The sequence below is a fragment of the Labrys sp. HAY1-8F genome, assembly GCF_056754975.1.
On sequence record NZ_JBPGWZ010000002.1, the window covers coordinates 4179974 to 4201564 of the forward strand.

Below are 21591 nucleotides of genomic sequence, written 5' to 3' on the forward strand. Positions count from 1 at the left end.
ATGCAAGTCACGCTCAACAACGTCCACAAATCCTTCGGCGCGGTCGATGTCGTCAAGGGGCTCGATCTCGAGGTCAAGGAAGGCGAGTTCCTGGTGCTGCTGGGCGCCTCCGGCTCCGGCAAGACCACGGCCCTGCGCATGATCGCCGGACTGGAGACGGTGACATCGGGCTCGGTACGGATCGGCGAGCGCGACGTCACCCATGTCCTGCCGAAATATCGCGACATCGCCATGGTGTTCCAGTCCTATGCGCTCTATCCGCACAAGACGGTGTTCGCCAACATCGCCTACCCTCTGACGGTGCGCAAACGCCCCAAGGCCGAGATCGAGGCAGCGGTGAAGGACGTGGCCCGTCAGGTGCAGCTCGATCATCTGCTCGATCGCCTGCCCCGCCAGCTTTCCGGCGGCCAGCGCCAACGTGTGGCGCTCGCAAGAGCCATCATCCGCCGTCCCGCCGCGTTCCTGATGGACGAGCCCCTGTCCAATCTCGATGCCAAGCTGCGCGGCCACATGCGCGCCGAGCTCAAGCACATGCAGCATGAGCTCGGCATCACCACGATCTACGTCACCCATGACCAGGTGGAGGCGATGACGCTTGCCCATCGCGTGGCCCTGCTCGACAAGGGCGTGCTGCAGCAATTGGATACGCCGGCGACCATCTACAACCGCCCCGCCAATCTCTTCGTCGCCGGATTCATCGGCTCGCCGCCGATGAACTTCCTGGAGGGGGGGCTGAAGGAGGGGCGTTTTTCCTCCGAGGCCGGCGCTTTCAGCACCACCAACACCACCTCGGCGCCGCGCGCGGTTGCCGGCATACGGCCCGAGGATTGCCGGGTGACCGAGCCGGATCTCGGCAAGTTCGCCGGCGAAGTCTTCGCCATCGAGCTGATCGGCGATCATTCGCTGGTTACCTGCCGCTGTGGTGGCGCCAGCGTGACGGTGAAGGTCGACAAGGATTTTCAGCGCGATATCGGGGAAAAGGTCGGCATCGGATTTGACGACAGGGCCCTGCATCTCTTCGATGGCGAGAGCGGGGAGAGGCTGGCGTAGGAGGAGAACAGGCTCTCTCTTTACCCTTCCCTCGATGGGGAGGGTAAAGATGTGCGCCCCCCGATCGACGTCCACCTTACACAGGAGCACATAATGGCCACAGTAAAACTTCTCAGCGACGACGAGGTCGCGGCCAATCCGGCCGCGAAGGCGGTGTTCGACGATATCAGGGCGACGCGCAAATCCGATTTCGTCAATAATTTCTGGCGTGGTCTCGCCAATGATCCGGTGCTGCTGAAACGCACCTGGGAGGAGGTCAAGGCGGTGATGGTGGGCGAGGGTGCCCTCGATCCGCTGGTGCGCGAATTGATCTATATCGCGGTCTCCTCGGCCAATGCCTGCCAATATTGCGTGCATTCCCATACGGCTGCCGCGCGGGCCAAGGGGATGAACGACGCACAATATGGCGAGCTGCTCGCCATCATCGGCCTGGCCGGCAAGACCAATCATCTGGTCACGGCCATGCAGATTCCGGCCGATCCCGAGTTTCTGGTGACGGGCTGAGATCGAGTTTTCAGCCTTCGTTTTCCGCATTCAGCTTGTCCGGCCGAAGACCGGGCTAAAGCGTTTTGCTCTAGTGATCGACGCCGGAAGCCTCCCGCAGGATCGCATTGATGCGGTCTTGCCACCCGGGCCCATCGCCCTGGAAGTGCTCCAGCACGTCGCGGTCAATCCGCAGCGAAACCAATTCCTTGGCATTGGGCAGCGCCGGCCGCGGCGCGGTAGCCGCCGGAGCCTTGGGCGCCGCGGGCTTGAAGACCGCCTCGGCATTCTTCCAAGGATCGCCCGGGCGGCGTGTTCTGTTGTTGCTCATGGGCTGAAACTGTTTCTGTTGGCGAATGGTGGGATCTGTCTATCTGCCGCCAATAAGAAGGTCGAGTCCATAGCCGGGGCCTGATGCGGCAGCGCAAATGCGTTTGGTCATCCACAGCCACGACAGGTCTTCCCTCTCGTCTCTGGCCATGCCAAGAATGCCGCCCATCGATAAGTCGGACTAATTTCCTGGGAGCGAGCCGGCATGGCCAAGACACGTTGGGGTATCCTATCCACGGCAAAGATCGGCACGGGCAAGGTCATTCCCGGCATCCAGCGGGCGAAGGGCGCGGAAGCTGTCGCCATCGCCTCGCGCGACCTTGCCCGCGCGGAGGCCGTTGCCAACGATCTCGGCATCCCCAAGGCCTATGGTTCCTATGAAGCCTTGCTCGCCGATCCGGATATCGATGCCATCTACAATCCCCTGCCCAACCATCTCCATGTGCCGCTCACCCTGCAGGCCGTGGCGGCGGGCAAGCATGTGCTGTGCGAGAAGCCGATCGGGCTGACGGCCCAGGACGCGGCGCAGCTCCTGGTGCTGCCGCGCGACCGGCTGGTGATGGAAGCCTTCATGGTGCGCTTCCATCCACAATGGCTGCGGGCCAGGGAGGCCGCGCGCTTGGGCGAATTGGGTGAGGTCAGGGCCATTCAGGCCTTCTTCTCCTACTACAATGTCGATCCGGCCAATGTGCGCAACCAGCTCGACATCGGCGGTGGCGGCATCCTGGATATCGGCTGCTATCCGATCGTCGCCGGCCGCTTCATCTTCGATGCGGAGCCGCGGCGGGTAATCGCCCTCATCGATCGCGATCCGGCGACGGGCGTCGACCGCCTCGCCTCGGCCATTCTCGATTTCGGCGAGGGGCGCCGCACGGAGTTCACAGTGTCGACCCAGCTCACTCCGCTGCAGCGGGTCGACATCGTCGGTACCAAGAAGCGTTTCGAGATCACCATCCCCTTCAACGCACCCCAGGCCGAGGCCGTGACCGTCTATACCGATGACGGCTCCACGCTCGGCGACGCCTCGGCGGTGGCTGAGACCATCGCCCCGGTCGATCAATATGCCGAGGAGGTCGATGCCTTCTCCGCCGCCATCCGTGGCGAGATCACGCTGCCCTACGGCCCGGCCGACGCCGTGCAGAACATGAAGATCATCGATGCGCTCTTCCGCTCGGAAAAAAGCGGCGCGTGGGAGACGGTGTAGGTGTCCTGGTGTGCCGGTCTTCGGACCGGCATGAGGCCTGCGTCGGCTCCGGACGGGTGACGACCCTTTGTCGATAATCCATGAGTTTTGCATGGAATTGTGTCGTGGAAGCCGACACGTCTTCATGGCAAGCCGTTCAATTGCTTGTCATGAGGAAAAGAGGAAATACAGGTCGCAGATACCGTTCTGGGTGCAGCATGTTTTTGCTGGCATTGGGTATTTTGTTTGGATCTTATGCGCGCGATGTATTTTCTTTGCGATATCAGGAAGCTAGTATAACAATTTTGGATATTGGTATTACTTTAACGGTTATCCAGTATGGAGGGGATAGATCTCTATCGGTTGTCAGTCGCAACGGAAATACGCTGGATCAAAAGCTTATCGCGGATTGGGGGCCGAATTTAAGAGTGAATCTCTACCGCGTGGATTCAAAGAATATTGCCATTATGGACTTTGGTGACACGTTCAGAATTTCCAGCGATTCATTTGTCATGAAGTCGGATACTCCTTCGAAAGATTGGAAATACCTTGGAACTTTCGTTCGATTGCAACAAAAGTTGCAGTTTTCTCCCGCTGGAGAAGCCGATGAGTGCATGGATATTCTGATGGATGAGCCGCCGCCAAGAAACGGCAGGGAGAATATCTATCGTGAGAGGTGCTGAGCAGGCGAGAACTCTCGATTGCAGCGCAGGTTCTCGAAGGGCGGGTCTGAAGACCCGCCCTTCGAGTATCACCGCCGCCTTTGCGAATACGGGATCTGCCTGAGATTGCAGATCTGCGTGCGGGTGCGGATCAGCCGGCCCTGATAGCGCGATCCCGGCCGATACCAGCGGCAGCCATACCAGGGCGGGCGCCGCGTCGTCGTTTCGATATGCACGGACTTGTAGCGGCGGTGGGAGAAGTCGTGGCCACCGATGAAGACGTTCTTGCCGAAGCGGACCTCGGCAAGAGCAGACCCGCCGGCGCCGAGGAGCGCCAGCAGGATGGTGACGGCGAGGAGCCGCAAAGGGCCCATCGCGCCGATTTTACTTCTGCCCGAGCAGGGCGGCTTCGAGGATGTCGAGACCTTCCTTGAGCACCTTCGGCTGGATGGTGAGCGGGGCGAGCAGGCGCACCGTCTCACCATACACGCCGCAGGTGAGGATCATCAGGCCGCGCTCGAGGCACTCGGCCGCCAGGGCCTTGGCCGCGGCGGGATCGGGTTCGTTGCCGCCATGGCTGGTGACGAGCTCGAATGCCGTCATGCCGCCGAGGCCACGGATGTCGCCGATCGGGCGCCCGGTCTTCTTGCGCTTGATGGCCTTGAGGCGCTTGAGGATGAGTTCACCCTGCTTCATCGACTTGTCGAGCAGGTCCTCGGCCTCGAAGGCCTCGAACACGCCGAGCGCGGCGGCGCAGGCCACCGGATTGCCGGCATAGGTGCCACCCAGGCCGCCGGGCTCCGGCGCATCCATGATCGCGGCCTTGCCGACGATGCCGGCGAGCGGGAAGCCGCCGGCCAGGCTTTTGGCGGTGGTGATCATGTCGGGCTCGACGCCGGTGTGCTCCATGGCGAACCACTTGCCGGTACGGCCGAAGCCGGTCTGGATCTCGTCGGCGACCAGGAGGATGCCGTGCTCGTCGCACAGCGCGCGCAGGCGCTTGAGGAATTCCGGCGAGGCGATGTAGAAGCCGCCTTCACCCTGCACCGGCTCGATCACCATGGCGGCGACGTTCTTGGGATCGACATCCGTCTTGAACAGCCACTTCAGCGCCTCGAAGGTGTCGTCGACGGAAATGCCCTTGTGCTCGATCGGATAGGGCACGCGCCACACACCGCCCGGGAAGGGGCCGAACTTGGTCTTGTAGGGCACGACCTTGCCGGTCATCGCCATCGCCAGCAGGGTGCGGCCGTGGAAGGCGCCGTTGAACACCACGACGTCGGAGCGACCGGTATGGGCTCTGGCGATCTTGATGGCGTTTTCGACGGCCTCGGCGCCGGTGGTGACCAGCATCACCTTCTTGGGGCCAGAGATCGGCGCGATCTCGATGAGCTTCTCGGCGACCTGCACGGCCGGCTCGTAGGGCGTCACCATCAAGCAGGTATGGGTGTAGCGCTCGAGCTGCTCCTGCACCCGCTTCATCACGGTGGGATGACGATGGCCGGTGTTGAGCACGGCGATGCCGCCGCCGAAATCGATGAAGCGGCGGCCTTCCACGTCCCAGATCTCGGAGTTTTTGGCCTTGGCGGCGAAGACCGGCTGGCCCGCGCTCATGCCGCGCGTGAAGACGCTGGCGCGCCTTTCCAGAAGGTCTTCCGTCTGGGTGCGGTTGGCGCCATGCGCCTTGGTGGCGGGTGCATTCATGGATCGAACTCCGATTGCTTGATCAATGCGCTGTGGGCGCATGCTATGGCGCTGTGCGACCGGCTCGTCAATCTCCGTGCGGGACCATCGACGGGCTGTTGTCCGATCGGTTCGGAGCCCTTCCGTGACGACGCTCTTGGATTGCGGCTGATCAGGCGCTTGGCTGGAATCCTGCCACGTCTTGCCGCAAGGCGGCAGGTGCTTTATGCCTGCCGCGGTGGTGCGGATTTGTAACCACTGAAGCCTTGAGGCACCAGTCACCCGGCGCATTGCAGCAGGCAGGGCTGCGGGTCGGGATCGGGCATGGAAAGGGCGCGGCGTGGTGGTGGGTCCAGGCAATCAGTCTTCGAGCGAAGACGCACCGAGCGGCGGCGAGGAGATGAATGCCGGCGATGGCGCCGAGGCGGCCTTCGGCGGCCGGCTGCCGCCTTTGTCGATGCTCCGGGCCTTCGAGGCGGTCGGGCGCTTTTCTTCCATGCGCAAGGCCGGCGAGGCGCTCGGCGTCAGCCACACCGTGGTGTCCCGGCATGTGCGCCACCTGGAGGCCTGGTTCGATCTTCACCTCGTCACCTCCGGGGCGCGCGGCGTCAGGCTGACCAAGGCCGGCGCCCGCCTGTTCGAGGTGACGACCGCGGCTTTCGGCCAGCTCGCCGAAGTCACCGTGGAACTGCGGCCGGCCCAGCGCCTGCGCGGCCAGTTGCGGCTGTGGTGCGCCCCGGGCCTGGCAGCACGCTGGCTCACGCCGCGGCTCGATGCCCTGCAGTCGGTGCTGCGGGACACGATCATCATGGTGCGTGCGACCTCCGACCAGCCCGATTTCGAGCGGCATGAAGCCGATGCCGCCATCATCTTCGCCGAGGAGGCTCCAGCATCGCCCGTGATGGCTGCACTTCTCCAGCGCGTGCGCATCTTTCCCGTCGCCAGCCCGGCCTGGCTGGCGACGCAGGCGCCGATAGCCAGCCTGGCCGACCTTGCCGGCCAGAAGCTCATTCATGAAGACAATGCCAGCCAATGGCACCGCTTCTTGCGTCTCGCCGGCTACCGGGCCGCCACGCTCAAGGGGCCGTGGCTGTGGTCGGCCTCATCCACCCATGATGCAGCCTTGGCGGGCCAGGGCGTGGCGCTGTCGACCAGCCTGCAGGCAGACGGGGACATCGCGGCGGGGCGGCTGGTCGAACTTCTGCAGACCGACGTCTCGCTCGGTGGCTATTGGCTGATCGCCCCCGAAACGCGCTGGCGCCATCGCACCATATCGACCTTGCTCAAATGGCTGCGCCAGGAGATCGGAGGTCGTTCCGCCGCGGAGGGTGACTAAAGGCGTCTCGTTCTCATACCAAGTCGCGAAGATGCTGACTTTTCCCGGGATCGCAGGCGTCCTCGCCTGCACTTCCCACCCATCAGTCGAAGCACTTTCAAGAGCACATACTTCGACAGGTCAGCGTTTTCGAGACTTGGTATCAGACGCTTCCGCCCGCCCAAAAGTGTTGCAAATCGGGCACGGCTGGCAAGATTCGGGTAACCATCCCGTTAAAAAGACACCCTTATGGAGAAGTTTTGCAGGCTCGTTGCAATTCCGCCACAAAAATGATTACCGGTCGTTAACTTTCTCACGACACAACGAGCGCATGAAGACACGAACCCTCACATCTGCCCTGCGTTTCCTCGCGATAGCGGCGGTAACCTCGGCTCTTGGCGGCTGCGCCCTCTTTTCGACCTCGCGCGTGGCCAGCACCACGAATGAGCGTGAGTGTCTGGCCCGTGCCATGTATTTCGAGTCCAACCGATCCAGCGATGACGGCATGCTTGCCGTCGGCACGGTGGTGATGAACCGCGTCGAGTCCGGCAAATATCCGCGCTCGATCTGCGGCACGGTCGGCCAGCGCGTGCAGTTCGCCCCGGGCGTGCTGACGAAGCGGATGAACGACTCCGGCCGCGAGCGTGCCTTCCGCGTGGCGGATCAGGTGATCAGCGGCAAGCGCTATCCGGGCATGTCGAAGAATGTGCATTTCTTCCACACGGCCGGTTACACCTACCCCTACAACAACATGCATTACGTCGCTGTTGCCGGTGGCAATGCCTTCTACGAGAAGCGCCGCCGCGGTGGCGATGCGCCTTATGCTCCGCCGGTGATGGTGGCCCAGGCCGAGATGCCGCCGCTGCCGACGACGGTGGCCGCTGCCGAGCCGATGCCCTCGCCGCAGCCGCGCAAATATTCGCGGCCTGCCGCCCGGCCTCTGCCGACTGTGGCCTATCAGGATGATGCCGGTCCGCAGGCCGATCCCGTCATCGACATCCTGCCGCCGACCCGTCCTCGCCTCGGCCCGGTCAAGCGCCGCGCCGAACCCCAGGTGCAGGTCGCCCAGAATGACCCGGATGCCGGCATGATGCCGGAGGCCTTGCCGCCGGCGCGGCCGCGCGGTTCCATCGGCAAAGCGCATATCGGTGCAAGCCAGGCTGACGGCTCTCATGTCGCGTTGCCGCCGGTTCGTGGCCGCTCGCAGCCGCAGTTCAACTTCCAGCAAGGGCCGTCCGGTGCTGAGGCCTCTGCACCTGCGGCCAAGCCGAGGCGGCCCATGGTGGCCCAGTCGCGTACCGTTCCCACGATCCGTATCCAGCCCGAAGCCGTGCAGGCGGATATGGGCGGCATGCCCGAGCCGGCGCCCGCTCCCAAGGCCAAGCGGCGTTCGAGCCTGGAGCCGGAACCGCTCTACTGAGGCACATCGAGATCTGTCGAGCCTTCCCCATACAGGGAAGGCTCCCGAAGGGCGGGTGAGGGGTCTCTCCGCCCTTTTCTTTTGAGACCCTGGCGGTCAGGCGATGGTAGCGTAGCCCTGTTCCCGCGCCTCGCGGTCCCACGCCAGCGTCTTCTCGAAATCCGCTTGTTCCACCGGCGCGAAGCCGCTGAGCCGAAGCGCCTCGCCGAGCGGTGGGAACCAGGGCAGGTGATGGGCGGCCGCAAAGGCGGCCTTGAGCCGCACGATGGTCTCCGCCGGCAGGCCGGGAGCCGCCACGAAGGAAGGGATCGGTGCCAGCCCGGTGGAGCCGATCACGCGGATACCCTCGGTCAGGTCCGGGCGATAGGCGCGAATGAGTTCGTGCCAATAGCCGTCGAGCGGACCGACATCGATCTCCCCCGCCAACACCTTGTCGAGGATACCGCGCGCGGTGACGAGATTGCCGACCACCTCGCGATAGAGGACCGGATGATCGGGCGAGCGATAGCGCAGCAGGTGATGGCGTAGCGCGTTGAAGCCGGAATGGGAGTGCTCGACCGTCCAGCCGATGCGATGGCCGAACGTATCCTCGATGCGCCGGAAGGGGCTGTCCGCCTTCACGATCAGATCGGAGCGATAGAGCGGCTTGCCGCCGGCCCATTCGGCGGCCGGGATGGGCGCCGCAATCGGGATCACCTCGGAGAGCTGGAAGGCGATCGGATAGCCGCACATGAAGACGCAGCCGAGATCGTCACGCTCCCACAGCACTTCCAGGGGCTGCGGGGCGGGGTAGGGCTCATAGTCGAAGGCCACACCGGCGCTCGCCATCACATGGCCGAGCAGGGTCTTCCAATGGTCCTCGACCTCCGGGGTGACCGAGTACATGCGGGCATTGGCGATAAAGCGGGTCATGCAGGCACCAGTTGAAGTTTCGTCGTTGCGAGTTGGAACTCACAGCCCTCCAGGCTGGATGGCAAGGCCGGTACCGATCATGCAATCGCGGGTGACGAGCTGGGCCAATGCCATCTCACTCCACCCCTTGGTGCCGTCGGGCCGCTGGGGCAGTACGAGGTAGCGCAGTTCCGCGGTCGAGTCCCAGACCCGGATTTCGGTGTCATCAGGCAGGGTGACGCCAAACTCGGCCAGCACCCCGCGCGGATCGATCACGGCGCGCGAGCGATAGGGCGCAGATTTGTACCAGACCGGCGGCAGGCCGAGCACGGACCAGGGATAGCAGGAGCACAGAGTGCAGACGATGAGGTTGTGGAGCCCCGGCTTGTTCTCCACCACCTTCATATGTTCACCCTGGCGGCCGGAATAGCCGAGCGAGGCGATGGCCGCCGTGGCGTCTTCCAGGAGCCAGGTCCGGAATTCCTCGTCCCGCCAGGCATGGGCGACGACATGGGCGCCGTTGCGGGGGCCGACCTTGTTCTCATAGGTGTCGATGAAGACGTCGAGGGCAGCCGGGTCGACATAACCCTTCTCGACCAGCACGGCTTCGAGCTTCTTCACCCGCTCGGCCATGGGGGAGGGCGGCGCGCCATGGTGATGGTCGTCATGGTCGTGATCGTGATCGTGCGTACTCATGGCGAATGTGTCGCAGAGATCGCAAGGAGAGGCAATGGTGCGGTGGACGGGCGGACGTCAAGTCCGCTTCTTCCCAATCCCCCGCACTTGCGGTGCACCCTTCCGGTCGCTAGATCAGGGGCAGGTGTGAATGGCCCGGAAGGCTTGGAGACCCGATGCGCGCAATCCTCGACATCATCCTCATCCTGCTGCAGCTCTATATCTATATCGTGCTGGCTTCCGTGGTATTTTCATATCTGGTGGCGTTCAACGTCGTCAGCCGCCGCAATCCGACGGTGGCGGCGATCGGCGATGCCCTCTATCGCTTGACCGAGCCGGTCTTCGCACCGATCCGGCGCCGCCTGCCCGATTTCGGCAGCATCGATTTCGCGCCCTTCGTGGCGATCCTGATCGCGATCTTCATCGAGCGGATCATCGCCTATTACATCTATCCCAACGTGCTTTGAGCGATACCGGTTTCGGCAAACCCTGGCGAATCACGTCGGATGGGCTGCTCGTCGCGATGCGCTTGACGCCTCGGGGCGGCAAGGATGTGATCGGGGCCGTGGAAATCATGTCGGACGGCAGATCCGTGCTGACGGCCAAGGTGCGGGCAATTCCCGCCGGTGGAGAAGCCAATCAGGCCCTGGTCAAGCTGGTCGCCAAGGCTGTGGGCGTGCCGACGAGCCGCGTGTCGATCACGCAGGGAGCGACCAGCCGGATCAAGCTGGTGCTGGTGGAGGGCGACGGCGCCGCACTGGAACAATCAATTCTCGCCAGGATGGGCAGATAGTTGCGGAACAAATGACCTCACCTTGCGTTAACCAGGGCAATTTTGCACAGGCAAGGGTAGGGGATTTGGCCATATGGCGATGATTTTGCGTTCACTTCTGGCCGCGGGCGGCATGGTGCTGGCGCTCGATGCCCAGGCGGCCGAAGCTCCTGAGGTCGCAGCCTGCAAGGCAAGCGGCCTGCTCGCCCTTCAGCAGAAGTCGCCCGACATCGCCGATCTCGTCATCGACCAGGAAAGCATCGCCGTCTCGGCGGCGGATACCAAGGTCGGCGATGTGCCGGTCAAGGTCGTCGTGCTCGGGGAGGCCTATATCAAGCGGGCCAAGGAGACGGGCCGGCCCGACCGTTTCGTCTGCCTCATCGGCGAGAAGGGCAAGGTGCTCCTGACATTCTTCACGGCGAAATAGCCGCGACAGCCAAGCTCCCTCTCGACGCGATGTCTCATGCCGGCGGCTTGTCCCAGCGCTTGCGGATCAGGCCTTCCTGGGCCACCGAGGCGATCAGGCGGCCATCCTGCCAGATCTCGCCACGGGCAAAGCCGCGGGCGCCACCGGTGAAGGGGCTCTCCTGCGCGTAGAGCAGCCATTCGTCCATCTTGAACGGGGCATGAAACCACATGGCGTGGTCGATCGAGGCCGGCTGAACGTCGGGATCGAACACGCTCTTGCCATGGGCGACGAGCGTGGTGTCGAGCAGGGTCATGTCGGTGGTGTAGGCCAGCACGGCCTCGTGCAGGGCCCGGTCGTCGGGCAGCTTACGGGCGGCGCGGATCCAGATATATTGCCGAGGCTCCTGGGGCGTGCGGGCGATGTAGCGCTTCATGTCGACGGGCCTGAGCTCGATCGGGCGTTCGCGCTCCCAATAGTCGCGGACCATCTTGGGCAGATGGCCGAGGAACTGATCCTTGAGCTCGGCGATGCTTGGCAATTGATCGGGGGTGGGCACATCCGGCATGGTCGCCTGGTGGTGCCAGCCTTCTTCGGGGCGATGATAGGAACAGGATAGCGAGAAGATCGGCTGGCCATGCTGGATGGCGATGGCGCGGCGGGTGGTGAAGCTCTTGCCATCACGCAGCCGGTCGACCTGGTAGATGATCGGCACGCTCGGATCGCCCGGCCGCAGGAAATAGCCGTGCAGGGAATGCACATGGCGGTCGGGCTCGACGGTGCGGGTCGCTGCCACCAGGGCCTGGCTGATCACCAGGCCGCCAAAAACGCGCTGCCAGCCGCCCTGCGGGCTCGTGCCGCGGTAAAGATTGTGTTCGAGCTGTTCGAGATCGAGTATCGAGAGGAGATTCGCAAAGGGATCGGACATGAAGCTTTCCTTGATGGAGGCAGAGCATCGGTCCTTCCTAGAGCAAAGCGCGTTTTGGTAGAAACGCCCTTTTACTCTAGCTCTTTGGTCGGACGCGTCTTTGCGATTTGAGATGGTTCCGTCAAATCGCAAAACGCTTTGGAAAGTCAAGCGCGGGGTTCGCACATGGCCAGCAAAGCCGATCTTGTCATAGCCGGTGCCGGCTTTGCCGGCCTCGGCCTCGCTTTGGCACTGAAGACCGAGCTCGGCGCGAGCTTTTCGGTCATCATCGTCGATCCCATGCTCGGTAAGGGTCCCTCGCGCGATCCGCGCTCCTCCTCCATCGCCACCGGCGCGCGGCGGTTTCTCGAGAAGCTCGAGGTCTGGGAAGCCGTGGCCGGTGAGGCCCAGCCGATCCTCGACATGGTGATCACCGATTCCAAGCTCGACGATCCGATCCGGCCGACCTTCCTGTCCTTCGGCGGTGACGTCGAGCCGGGCGAGCCTTTCGGCCATATGGTGGAGAACCGGCTGCTGCTCGATGCCCTGGTGGCGCGGGCCGAGGCCCTCGGCATCGAGCTGCGCGGGCAGGGGGCCACTGTCAGCCGCTACAAGCTGACCGAGGACGGCATCACCGCCGAACTGCCTTCCGGCGACGACATCGCCACGCACTTGCTGGCGGCGGCCGATGGCGGGCGCTCGCGGCTGCGCGAGCAGGCCGGCATTGCCATGCATGGCTGGGATTACGGCCAGTCCGGCATCGTCACCACCGTCGAGCATGAACTCGATCATGAAGGGCGGGCGGAAGAGCATTTCCTGCCCGCCGGTCCCTTCGCCATCCTGCCGCTGACGGGCCGGCGCTCCTCCCTGGTCTGGACCGAGAAGACCGAGGAGGCGACCCGCATCCTCGGTCTCGACGATGCCGGCTTCCATGCCGAACTGGAGCGCCGCTTCGGCCTCAAGCTCGGCGAACTCAAGGTGATCGGGCCGCGCGCCGCCTTCCCGCTGTCGATGCGCATCGCCCGCAATTTCGTGGGCGACCGGCTGGCCCTGGTCGGCGATGCCGCCCATATCATCCATCCCATTGCCGGGCAGGGCCTCAATCTGGGTATCCGCGATGCCGCCGCTCTTGCGGAATGTGTCGCCGATGCCGCCGCGCTCGGCCTGGATATCGGCAGCCCGGACGTGCTGGAGCGCTATCAGCGCTGGCGGCGTTTCGACACCGTCTCGATGGGCATCGCCACCGATGGCTTGAACCGCCTGTTCTCCAACGACCACGATGCCATCCGCTTGGTGCGCGATGTCGGCCTTGGCCTGGTCGAGCGTTTTCCGGCTGCCAAGAAGCTGTTCATCCGCGAGGCTACGGGCCTGATCGGCACGGTGCCGCGCCTGATGCGGTAAGGGACGGAGCCCGGACATCCTGTCCGCTTCTTCCCCCAACCCAAGCGCAATGCTCGTTGGAAAGAAAGAGGCGGACAAGATGTCCGCACTCCGAAAGCGCCCAGTTGCCCCCTTTTCACCAATCTGACACTGTCGCTGCTCGGTTGTGAATGAGGGCTGCATGGATCTGGAGTTTGCCGGCAAGGTCATCGCCGTGACGGGGGCTTCGCGCGGTGTCGGGCGGGCCATTGCCGAGCGCCTGGCGGCGGAAGGGGCGGCGGTGGCGATCGCGGCGCGCTCGGCGCAGGAGCTGGCCGATGCCCATGCCGCGATCGAGGGCCATGGCGGGCGCTGCCTGGCCTATGCCTGCGACCTTTCCGTGGCCGGAGAGGCGACCGCCTTCATCGGCGCCGTGATCGAGATCTTCGGGCGCCTGGACGGCCTGGTCTGCAACGCGACCATGGCGACCGGGCAGGGGCAGGAACGCGAGGCCTGGCAGGCGGAACTGGCGCTCAATCTCGGCCATGGCGTCGAGGCCCTGGACGCGGCGCTGCCCGTGCTGGCGCCGACCGGCAGCATGCTGTTCATCGTCGGGGCCGATGCCGACAGCTGGCCGCAGGCGGCCTGCCGGGCCGGGTTGGCGGCCGCGGCCGAGCGGCGCGCCGTGCGCGTCAACCTGATCGGCCGCAAGAGCGAGGCGCTGGCCGATAGCGCCGCCTTCCTGCTGTCGCAGCGCGCAGAGGGGATCAAGGGCGCGTTGCTCTAGGCCGCCAGGGCCTCCTGCTGCAGCACGGTTTCGCGCAGGAAAGCGGCGAAGCGCTTGGTGGCGACGCTGGCATTGGCGGGCACGACCAGGGCGATGTCGAGATGCGGCAGCTCCGGGAAGCCCTCGTCTTCGCCCAGGCGGCGCCATTCCTTGGGAATCGAGGAAATGCCGAGAATGGTGATCGCCATGCCGGCATTCACGGCCGAATGGATGCCGGGCATGTGGCTCGACGTATAGGCGATGCGCCAGGGTCTGTTCATGGCGTCGAGGGCGGCGAGCGCATCGGGCCGGCAGCGGCAGCCCTCGGGGAACATGGCGAGCGGCAGGGGATCGATCAGCTCCGGCCGATGGTCGCGCGCCGCGCACCAGGCCCTCGGCTCGCGGCGCAGCACTTCGCCGAGCGGGCGGGCAGGGTCCTGGGTGATGATGGCAAGATCGACCTCTCCGCGTTCCAGCATGGGTTCGAGGCGGAAGGAGAGATCGCAGCGCATTTCGAGCTGCACGCGCGGGAAGCGCCGGGAGAAGGCGCCGATCAGCGGCGACACCATCATGTCGACGAAGTCATCCGGCACGGCCAGGCGCACCCGGCCTGCCGCCTCGTCGCCGCCGATGGCGGCGAGCGCCTCATCCTCCAGGCTGAGGATGCGGCGGGCATAGCCGATCAGGATCTCGCCGGCGAAAGTCGGCGTCACCCCCTTGCGCGAGCGTTCCAGCAGGCGCTTGCCGATGCGCGCTTCCATGCGCGAGACGATCACGCTGACGGCGGCCTGCGTCTTGCCCAGCGCTTCGCCGGCGGCCGTGAAGCCGCCGCGATCCATGATGGTGACCAGCGTTTCCAGGCTATCCGTATCGAAATGGCGCATATCCGGCGTTCCATAAGAAAATGAAATCCTGCCATAAGATACATTCGTTTTCGCTTATGTGAAGCGTGACCTATCTTCGCGGCAAGTACGCGTATCAGCCTCCGAGTATGTCATGAGCGACATCGTTTCCGCCCCCCGCCCCACCCCCCTGCCGGCGCTCGATTCCGTTGGCCTGGGCGCCATGATCGCCTCCGTTCTGGCGATTGCCTGGTCGCCCATCCTGATCCGGTTCAGCGATGTCGCGCCGGCCGCCGCCGCCTTCTGGCGGCTGGTGTTCTCTCTGCCGGTGCTGTTCGTCTGGGCCGAGGCGGAAAGGCGGCGGGCCGGCGGCACGAGCATGGCCTCCCTGCTCACGCGCCCGGGCCTGTTGGCGGCGAGCCTCGCCGGCGTGGCTTTTTCAGCCGATCTTGCCTTCTACCATGCCGCCTTGCCGCTGACTTCGGTGGCCAATGCCAGCTTCATTTCGAACCTCGCCCCGGTGGCCTCGGTGGTCGCCGGCTTCGTGCTGCTGCGCGACCGCATCCGGCCGGCGGTGCTGGGAGCGCTCGCCATCGCCCTCGTCGGCGTGGCCATCACCAGCGGCGCCCACCGCACCGGCCTCACCATGGGCAGGGGCGACCTCCTGGCTCTCGGCGCGGCGCTCGCCTATGCCTTCTATCTCGTCGCCCTCCGGGTGGCGCGCAACACGCGCCTGGCCGCCGATGCCTCGCTGGTTTCGACGGTGGTCGCCGCCCTCGGCCTGGTGGCGATCATGCTGGTCGAAGGCGGCACCTTCCTGCCGCAGTCGCCGCAGGGCTGGGCGGTGGTCATCGGCCTCGGCCTGATCTGCCAGGTGCTCGGCCAGGGGCTGAGCGCGGTCGGCATCGGGCGGCTGCCCGCCGGCGTGGTGGCGATCATCCTGCTTTCGCATCCGGTGCTGTCGGCGATCATCGCCTATTTCGTCTTCGGCGAAGCCCTGAGCCTCGACCAGCTCGTCGGCGGCATCCTGATCCTGGCGGCCGTGATGATGACGCGCATCAACATGAAGTGATGGGGCTACGTCCTTTCGCGGACTCGACAGCACATCGAGCCCGGCATAGTTTACCTTGAGGCATGCGAAGCGGTGGGCCGTCGCTTGCCAGTAGGTGATGCATGCGTTTGTTCTTTGCCCTGTCCGCCGTGATGATCCTCGCGCAATTGCCGGCCGCGGCGCAGGCTGCCGCCCCGCAAGAGCTGGAAGACGCGATCTTCGACGACGTCAAATTGTATCGTCCGGCCGACAAGCCGGCCAATGTCATCGTGCTGCTGTCCGATGCCGACGGCTTCGGCAATGACGAGGAAACCCTCGCCGCGGAGTTCCAGCAGCGCGGCGATCTGGTGATCGGCCTGGACTGGCCGACATCGAGACGCACCGCCGGCGGCCGCCATCGCATGACCTGCCCCGAACTCGCCGGCCATATCGAAGACACCACGCTGCGCATCGAACGCGAGCAGGCGATCACCCCCTATGTCACGCCCGTGCTGGCCGGGGCCGGTCTGGGCCGGGATGCCGCGCGCTCCCTGGCCCTGCAGGCGGACAGCCATCGCCTCGCCGGCGTGATCGCGGTGCACACCACCACGATGAAGCCCGATACGATCTCGGCCTGCCTCGTCGACAAGGCGGCCCTCGCCAGCGCCGACGTTTCGGCGGCGACCACCGCCAGTTTTGTGGCGCTGCGTGAAATCGAGGATGGCGACGAGAGTGCCGCCGAAGAGGCGGCGGAGGCCCTGGGCAAGGACGCCGGTCCGCATGGTCCGGGCGATCTGTCCGACCTGCCGCTCTATGTCTCCGAACCCGAGCAGCCCGCCAGCCGCCTCGCCGTGGTGCTGACGGGGGATGGCGGCATGGGCCAGCTCAACGTCGATCTGGCGACGGCGCTGACCCGGCGCGGGGTCGGCGTGGTCTCCATCGATTCCAGGCGCTATTTCTGGGCCAAGCGCGATCCCGACGAAGTCGCCGCCGACCTCAAGCGCATCATCAAGCATTACCGCGCGGCCTGGCCGGTCGAGCGGGTGGCGCTGGTCGGCTATTCCTTCGGCGGCGACGCATTGCCGCTGGTCTATAACCGGCTGTCCAAACGCATCAAGAGCATCGTCGCGGTGGTCTCCCTGCTGTCGATCGCGCCGGTGACGGACATGCGCGTCGAGTTGAGCGACGACGACTATCCCAACGAGATCCCGCTCCTGCCCGAAGCGGCGCGCATCGACGCGCCGAATGTGCAATGCATCTACGGCCAGGACGATCGCATGGCCGCACTGGCCTGTCCGGCCCTGGCCAAGGCCCGTCCGGATTTTGCCATCCTGCGCGAGGCGGGCGGCCATGGCTTCAGCGGCGATGCCGAGCGCCTGGCCGATCTCATCGTGGCGCCGCTGCTGTCTGCCCCGGCGGTGGAGCGCCATGCCCGGGCCGGCGTGAGCGGTAATCACGGGCATTGAGGGCAGGCCTGGGGCGCAGATGTCCTCGTCCATAGGCGCTACTTTGCGATGAGAGTACGCTCTTTACCCTCCCCTGGAGGGGGAGGGTCGGCCTGGAAGGCCGGGGTGGGGTGAAGAAGCTCCGGCTTTGAGGATGAGACGACATCTTCTTGTAAGGAAGTCACCCCACCCCGAGGCTTCGCCTCGACCCTCCCCCTCCAGGGGAGGGTAGAGAGTCCTCGCCTCAGCTCTCCACCTTGATCCGCCCCCCAGCGCCAGTGGTGACCGTGCCCTTCTCGCGCAGATAGACCATCACCTCATTGGCGAGCAGCTTGCCGTCGGTCTCCCCGATCAGCACGCGCCCCCGGCCGATGGCGTCATAGCCGTCGCCGCCCGCCAGCATGAAGTTGTTGGAGGCGACCTTGTAGCGCCTGACAGGATCGAGCGTCTCGCCGTTGACGCTGACCGAGGCGATGCGCGCGCCGACGGGCGCCCTGGTATCCACCACGATGGCCAGGCCCGAAACCTGCGGGAAGCGGCCGGCATAGTTCTGGAGCTGGGAGACGCCGTTTTCGAGCGCGGCCTTGATGTCCGAGCCCTTGAGCTCGACCAGCACGGTGGTGTTGCCGAAGGGGAGTTCGGAAAGGATGTCGCGGCGGGTCAGCCGGGCGCCGGCCGGATAGAGCTTGTTGGCACGGATGCCGCCGCCATTGGTGATGGCGCAATCGGCGCCGGTGCGGGCGCGGATGGCATCGGCGATGAGATCGCCCATGGCGGTTTCCTGGGACCGCACACTGGCGGTGCGGCTGTCGAGCTCGACGGCGGTGGTGGCGATGGTCACGTCGAGTTCGCGCGACAGCTCGGCCTCGAGCTTGTCGACGGCGGCCTGCACCTCAGGATCCGCCTCGACCGACAGGCTGTCATGCACGCGAAAGCTTGGCAGCCAGGCGAGCTTGCGGCTCTTGCCCTCGCCGCTCGCCGTCACCACGAAGTCGATGGCGGTGACGAAATTGCCCTCTTCGTTGGATTCCACCATCACCGTGCGGCCGTCATAGCTGATGGCGAGATCGTGGTCGTGGCCCGTCAGCAGCACGTCGACCAGCCGCGAGCGCACGATCTGGTTGTCCATGTCGCGATCGGTATGGGCGACGCAGACGATGAATTCGGCGCCCTGCTTGCGCAGGATCTCCACCTCGCGCCTCAGCGTCTCCAGTTCGGGCGCGAAGGTAAGGTCGCCGCTCTGCGACATATGCGGCGTCGCCGCCAAAGCGAGGCCGGTGACGCCGACCTTGATGTCGCCGAGCTCGTGGATCGAATTGTCCTTCATGCCGGGGATGGGGCTGCCGTCGGCCCGGCGCATATTGGCGGCGTAGAAGGGAAAGTTCGCCTCGGCCATGCGCTTGAAATAGACCTCCGTGCCGAAGTCGAACTCGTGATTGCCGGGCACGAAGATGTCGGGCCGGATCATGTTGGTGAGGGCGACGATGTGCTCGCCCTGGTCGAAGCCCGACATCAGCGAGGGCGAGAAGCAATCGCCGGCATGGCAGAACAGCATCGGCACGCCGCGGGCGCGCTCGGCCTTGACCACGGCCGCGAGCTTGGCAAAGCCGCCGCGGCCCTTGGTGTCGCCGGCCTTGTAGATGTCGTTGACGAGCAGCAGCGAGAAGGTGGTGCCGGCCGGCGCCGCCTCGGCGGTCTCGGCAGCGCCCGACAGCATGGTGACGGAAAAGCCGGCGGCAAGGCCGAGGCCCAGCGTCTGGCGGCGATTGAGACGAGGCATGGCGGGCATTCCGAAAGGCGGTGGAGGAGGGAGGGTTCCACAGGGATGTGACGGAGGCAAGTCGGGATGGGGTGGAAGGAGTGGGGGATTGGGGGCAGTCAGCTATCGAAGGGGGAGAGGGGGGCGGCACATCGGAATGACTACTTTGCGCCCCCTTCGGCCGTTCAGAACATTTCGCGATGTCCAAAAAGCTGCCATTCGGCTTAAGCGGACTTTTTGAGGGACTCGGGCAGGTCGTTTCCCTACACGACATCTTTTGTCGTATTCTAGGGACTTTGGGCGTCCATGAGGTTCAGGCGGTCGAAGAAGACGCGGTTGCGTCGCTTAGCATCGGCAAGAAGCCGCCCGTAGTCGATGACCTCGAAGTAGATTCCGAAGGTCCGGTGATATCCGTAATAGGACCGCTGATCCGGGGTGGGCATCGCGTCCGACATCTTCAGCTCGGCGTGCATGCTCGGCGTGATGTCGCAGACGACGTAGGCGAAAGCGGGGATTTTGTCCCCCGCAACCGACAACGATCGTCCGTTGTCATCCTTGAACTGGCCACCGCGAATGAGTTGTATTTGCTCGAACACTTGTCTGAGCGGATTATCGTCGCCGGTGTAATCGTCTCGCTGCGGTCGCTTGAACTCTATGACGGTGATGCTGACAAGCGGCATACCGTCGTCGAGCTTCTCGGAAAATGCGATCTTCCGGTCGAAGATGAAAAGGTCCGGCCGCTTGCGCGATTCCGAGGTGAAATCGGTGTGGGAGTTGAGAGGCCGGTCGGAAGCAATGAACGAATGGAAGTTGAGGCGCTCGTCGATGATCCAAAGATTTTGCTGCGAATAGAGGATATCCTGGTCCGTCGCTCTCATTGGGAACAGGATATTGTGCACCGCCTCCTCGAGCGGGTACTTGCCCGTCCGCTTGTCATTGGAGAGCGCCTTCTCCAACAGCTCGATGATGATCTTGCGATGGGATACGTACTGGGCGAGAGCCGAGACGCCGAGTTCGTTTGAACGCTCCATGAACTCCGATAGGCGCTGACGGTACCCTTCGTAGTCCTCCTGCTTGGCCGCCTCGGTCAGTATGCGGGATCCTTCCCTTTTCAGGCTGACCTCGCGTTGATGGAGTTCTCGATGGAGCGCCAACTCCATGTCCATTTTAGAGGCGTTCGGCGAGATCGAGCCGATGAACTCATCCAAGTAACGAAGGAGGGGTTTATACTGCGGCGCTTCCGTTCGAACGTAATTCCGGACCCGCTTGGCTTTTGCGGTGTTGAGACCCTCGATCAGTTCGGCGAGGTCCCGTTGCACGAATGCGAGGCATTCCGTCCGGATGTCGGACCGTCGGAGGTCTTCGACTTGAAGCAGATCGCCTTGCCCGTCCTCTGGTTCCTCGCGCATGTCAAAGTCAGTGCGGAAATTGTTGACCCTGTCGTTGAGATAGTTCCCTTGGACCACCGCGAGGTAGACGAAACTGGCTCCCCCCTCGTCCTGCAGGCGCCCGATGAAGTTGGGAATGAACTGGTCGAGCCTTTCGGTGATCACGGCGCGGGAGTTTGCCGCGTAGATCAGGCGATGTTTCGATGCGCGAGGCGAGTGGAGGCGGAACCCATCGATGCGGAAATTCCGCCCGGCTATCTCAAAGTTCCCGCTGTGCCCGCCGCGCTTGAAGTTGTCGTCGAACACTTTGTTGAGGGACAGCTTGGTTCCACCGTCATGAAGCTCGACCGCGGGGCATTCCGGCTGCATCAGGACGAGGATGAAATGCTCGGCTAGTCGCTGCGCCAGTATCTCGATGTCGGCCGGGCATTCCTCGCGGTAGGGCGAAAGGAAGCCTCCGAGTCTGACCGTGGTTCCCGGCACACCGCTACCGGTCTGCGTCGCGCTGGCCGCGTCGGGGTCGTAGTCGAAGCCGAACTCGAAATCCCGCAGCCAGTGACTTGGCTCGTCATAGCCGTCCTGGGCTTGAAAAGTCGTTCTGACGTGGACTGTCTCGAAAGCCTTGAGCCACATGAACCGGCCGAGGCCTTTCCCGCCTCGTTCATACTTATGTTCAGAATACGCCGTGTTGAATGAGTCGAAGTTCTCGTCGGTGAAGCCGATGCCGGTATCGCGGATCTCGAAGCCGACGATAGGAGCATTGTCCTCACCGACGAGATCTTCGTCCCGCTCGACGACGATCGTGACACAATGCCGCCTGTCGGACTTCGCGTCCTGGATTGCTTGAAAGGAGTTCATCACCGCCTCGAAAAGCGGAAGTAGCGCCTTCCACCTCGGAAGCTGTGTCTGCCGGATCTGCCCCCGGAGGTTAGTTCGAAGCATTCCTGGTTGCAGGGCGATAATTTGGTTCATTGGGTCCGGCCTATCTGCATCTTGATCCGGTAGTGCTTCGCGTACTGGTCGTAAGGCGCAACGCGATACTAGCACCACTCCAAAACAGTTCTAGCTGGGAAGCGGTAGTAGGTAATTTCAGACTTTCACAGCTTGAATTTCTCTAAGTTTTCGGCCTAACTAACGATAGGCTTGCGGACAGATTCTTCTATCATGTTTCGTGATAGGTGGAAAAGTTGCTGGGGTGGATTGCCCACCTGCGGTCTCTACAATT

General features: G+C 64.1%; 22 protein-coding genes. 13 read left to right on the top strand and 9 right to left on the bottom strand.

Annotation, left to right across the window (positions count from 1 at the left end; translation table 11 throughout):
- Both ACR9ZN_RS28305 and ACR9ZN_RS28310 read left to right on the top strand, forming a co-directional pair.
- A complete protein-coding gene (locus ACR9ZN_RS28305; RefSeq protein WP_481273753.1) occupies positions 1 to 1050 on the top strand; it encodes an ABC transporter ATP-binding protein in 1050 nt (349 codons plus the stop codon).
- A 93-nt stretch (positions 1051 to 1143) separates the two neighbouring features.
- Positions 1144 to 1554 (top strand): carboxymuconolactone decarboxylase family protein, encoded by a 411-nt coding sequence (locus ACR9ZN_RS28310; protein WP_434955011.1) that lies wholly within the window; start codon positions 1144 to 1146, stop codon positions 1552 to 1554.
- A gap of 70 nt (positions 1555 to 1624) precedes the next feature.
- On the opposite strand, the gene ACR9ZN_RS28315 is transcribed toward ACR9ZN_RS28310, so the two are convergent.
- Positions 1625 to 1864 (bottom strand): BrnA antitoxin family protein, encoded by a 240-nt coding sequence (locus ACR9ZN_RS28315; RefSeq protein WP_454812639.1) that lies wholly within the window; start codon positions 1862 to 1864, stop codon positions 1625 to 1627.
- 204 nt (positions 1865 to 2068) lie between these two features.
- On the opposite strand from ACR9ZN_RS28315, the gene ACR9ZN_RS28320 reads away from it, so the two are divergent.
- Together ACR9ZN_RS28320 and ACR9ZN_RS28325 are read left to right on the top strand one after the other, a co-directional pair.
- A complete protein-coding gene (locus tag ACR9ZN_RS28320) occupies positions 2069 to 3067 on the top strand; it encodes a Gfo/Idh/MocA family protein (protein ID WP_481273754.1) in 999 nt (332 codons plus the stop codon).
- A gap of 104 nt (positions 3068 to 3171) precedes the next feature.
- Positions 3172 to 3729: a hypothetical protein gene (locus ACR9ZN_RS28325; protein WP_481273755.1), complete on the top strand. Its 558-nt coding sequence runs from the start codon at positions 3172 to 3174 to the stop codon at positions 3727 to 3729.
- A gap of 68 nt (positions 3730 to 3797) precedes the next feature.
- On the opposite strand, the gene ACR9ZN_RS28330 is transcribed toward ACR9ZN_RS28325, so the two are convergent.
- The gene (locus ACR9ZN_RS28330) at positions 3798 to 4082 is read right to left on the bottom strand and encodes a hypothetical protein (RefSeq protein ID WP_481273756.1); all 285 of its coding nucleotides are present in this window, start codon (positions 4080 to 4082) and stop codon (positions 3798 to 3800) included.
- 10 nt (positions 4083 to 4092) lie between these two features.
- Positions 4093 to 5412 carry a 4-aminobutyrate--2-oxoglutarate transaminase gene (gene gabT, locus ACR9ZN_RS28335; RefSeq protein WP_481273757.1) on the bottom strand — a complete coding sequence of 440 codons (1320 nt, stop codon included), beginning with the start codon at positions 5410 to 5412 and terminating at the stop codon, positions 4093 to 4095.
- 319 nt (positions 5413 to 5731) lie between these two features.
- Between gabT and ACR9ZN_RS28340 the strand changes: the two genes are divergently transcribed.
- Positions 5732 to 6727 (top strand): LysR substrate-binding domain-containing protein, encoded by a 996-nt coding sequence (locus ACR9ZN_RS28340; protein ID WP_481273758.1) that lies wholly within the window; start codon positions 5732 to 5734, stop codon positions 6725 to 6727.
- A 310-nt stretch (positions 6728 to 7037) separates the two neighbouring features.
- Positions 7038 to 8126, top strand: coding sequence for a cell wall hydrolase (locus tag ACR9ZN_RS28345; protein ID WP_481273759.1), 1089 nt, complete (start codon positions 7038 to 7040; stop codon positions 8124 to 8126).
- A gap of 96 nt (positions 8127 to 8222) precedes the next feature.
- On the opposite strand, the gene ACR9ZN_RS28350 is transcribed toward ACR9ZN_RS28345, so the two are convergent.
- Positions 8223 to 9038, bottom strand: a complete 816-nt coding sequence (locus ACR9ZN_RS28350; RefSeq protein ID WP_481273760.1) for a phosphate/phosphite/phosphonate ABC transporter substrate-binding protein — start codon at positions 9036 to 9038, stop codon at positions 8223 to 8225.
- 39 nt (positions 9039 to 9077) lie between these two features.
- Positions 9078 to 9713, bottom strand: a complete 636-nt coding sequence (nthA, locus tag ACR9ZN_RS28355) for a nitrile hydratase subunit alpha (RefSeq protein WP_481273761.1) — start codon at positions 9711 to 9713, stop codon at positions 9078 to 9080.
- A gap of 155 nt (positions 9714 to 9868) precedes the next feature.
- Here nthA and ACR9ZN_RS28360 point away from each other — a divergent pair, with 155 nt between their 5' ends.
- From ACR9ZN_RS28360 to ACR9ZN_RS28370, 3 genes are all read left to right on the top strand, one after another.
- A complete protein-coding gene (locus ACR9ZN_RS28360; RefSeq protein WP_434955019.1) occupies positions 9869 to 10159 on the top strand; it encodes a YggT family protein in 291 nt (96 codons plus the stop codon).
- Positions 10160 to 10215: 56 nt separating this feature from the next.
- Positions 10216 to 10485, top strand: a complete 270-nt coding sequence (locus tag ACR9ZN_RS28365) for a DUF167 family protein (RefSeq protein WP_454812649.1) — start codon at positions 10216 to 10218, stop codon at positions 10483 to 10485.
- A 73-nt stretch (positions 10486 to 10558) separates the two neighbouring features.
- Positions 10559 to 10891: a hypothetical protein gene (locus tag ACR9ZN_RS28370; protein WP_441771341.1), complete on the top strand. Its 333-nt coding sequence runs from the start codon at positions 10559 to 10561 to the stop codon at positions 10889 to 10891.
- Positions 10892 to 10925: 34 nt separating this feature from the next.
- On the opposite strand, the gene tesB is transcribed toward ACR9ZN_RS28370, so the two are convergent.
- Positions 10926 to 11798 carry an acyl-CoA thioesterase II gene (gene tesB, locus ACR9ZN_RS28375; RefSeq protein ID WP_454812651.1) on the bottom strand — a complete coding sequence of 291 codons (873 nt, stop codon included), beginning with the start codon at positions 11796 to 11798 and terminating at the stop codon, positions 10926 to 10928.
- Positions 11799 to 11963: 165 nt separating this feature from the next.
- Here tesB and ACR9ZN_RS28380 point away from each other — a divergent pair, with 165 nt between their 5' ends.
- Positions 11964 to 13178, top strand: coding sequence for a ubiquinone biosynthesis hydroxylase (locus tag ACR9ZN_RS28380; protein ID WP_481273762.1), 1215 nt, complete (start codon positions 11964 to 11966; stop codon positions 13176 to 13178).
- A 160-nt stretch (positions 13179 to 13338) separates the two neighbouring features.
- Positions 13339 to 13923: an SDR family NAD(P)-dependent oxidoreductase gene (locus ACR9ZN_RS28385; RefSeq protein WP_481273763.1), complete on the top strand. Its 585-nt coding sequence runs from the start codon at positions 13339 to 13341 to the stop codon at positions 13921 to 13923.
- Here the strand turns inward: ACR9ZN_RS28385 and ACR9ZN_RS28390 are convergent.
- Complete coding sequence (locus tag ACR9ZN_RS28390) at positions 13920 to 14786, bottom strand: LysR substrate-binding domain-containing protein (RefSeq protein ID WP_481273764.1); 867 nt, start codon at positions 14784 to 14786, stop codon at positions 13920 to 13922. The genes ACR9ZN_RS28385 and ACR9ZN_RS28390 overlap by 4 nt on opposite strands.
- 112 nt (positions 14787 to 14898) lie before the next feature.
- Between ACR9ZN_RS28390 and ACR9ZN_RS28395 the strand changes: the two genes are divergently transcribed.
- Both ACR9ZN_RS28395 and ACR9ZN_RS28400 read left to right on the top strand, forming a co-directional pair.
- Entirely contained in the window at positions 14899 to 15816 is a 918-nt protein-coding gene (locus ACR9ZN_RS28395) for a DMT family transporter (RefSeq protein WP_434955026.1), read from the top strand.
- Between the two features lie 101 nt (positions 15817 to 15917).
- Complete coding sequence (locus ACR9ZN_RS28400) at positions 15918 to 17240, top strand: AcvB/VirJ family lysyl-phosphatidylglycerol hydrolase (RefSeq protein WP_454812658.1); 1323 nt, start codon at positions 15918 to 15920, stop codon at positions 17238 to 17240.
- Between the two features lie 223 nt (positions 17241 to 17463).
- On the opposite strand, the gene ACR9ZN_RS28405 is transcribed toward ACR9ZN_RS28400, so the two are convergent.
- Both ACR9ZN_RS28405 and ACR9ZN_RS28410 read right to left on the bottom strand, forming a co-directional pair.
- Positions 17464 to 18999 (bottom strand): bifunctional metallophosphatase/5'-nucleotidase, encoded by a 1536-nt coding sequence (locus tag ACR9ZN_RS28405; RefSeq protein WP_481273765.1) that lies wholly within the window; start codon positions 18997 to 18999, stop codon positions 17464 to 17466.
- Positions 19000 to 19265: 266 nt separating this feature from the next.
- Positions 19266 to 21224 carry an ATP-binding protein gene (locus ACR9ZN_RS28410; RefSeq protein ID WP_481273766.1) on the bottom strand — a complete coding sequence of 653 codons (1959 nt, stop codon included), beginning with the start codon at positions 21222 to 21224 and terminating at the stop codon, positions 19266 to 19268.
- Positions 21225 to 21591 lie beyond the last annotated feature (367 nt).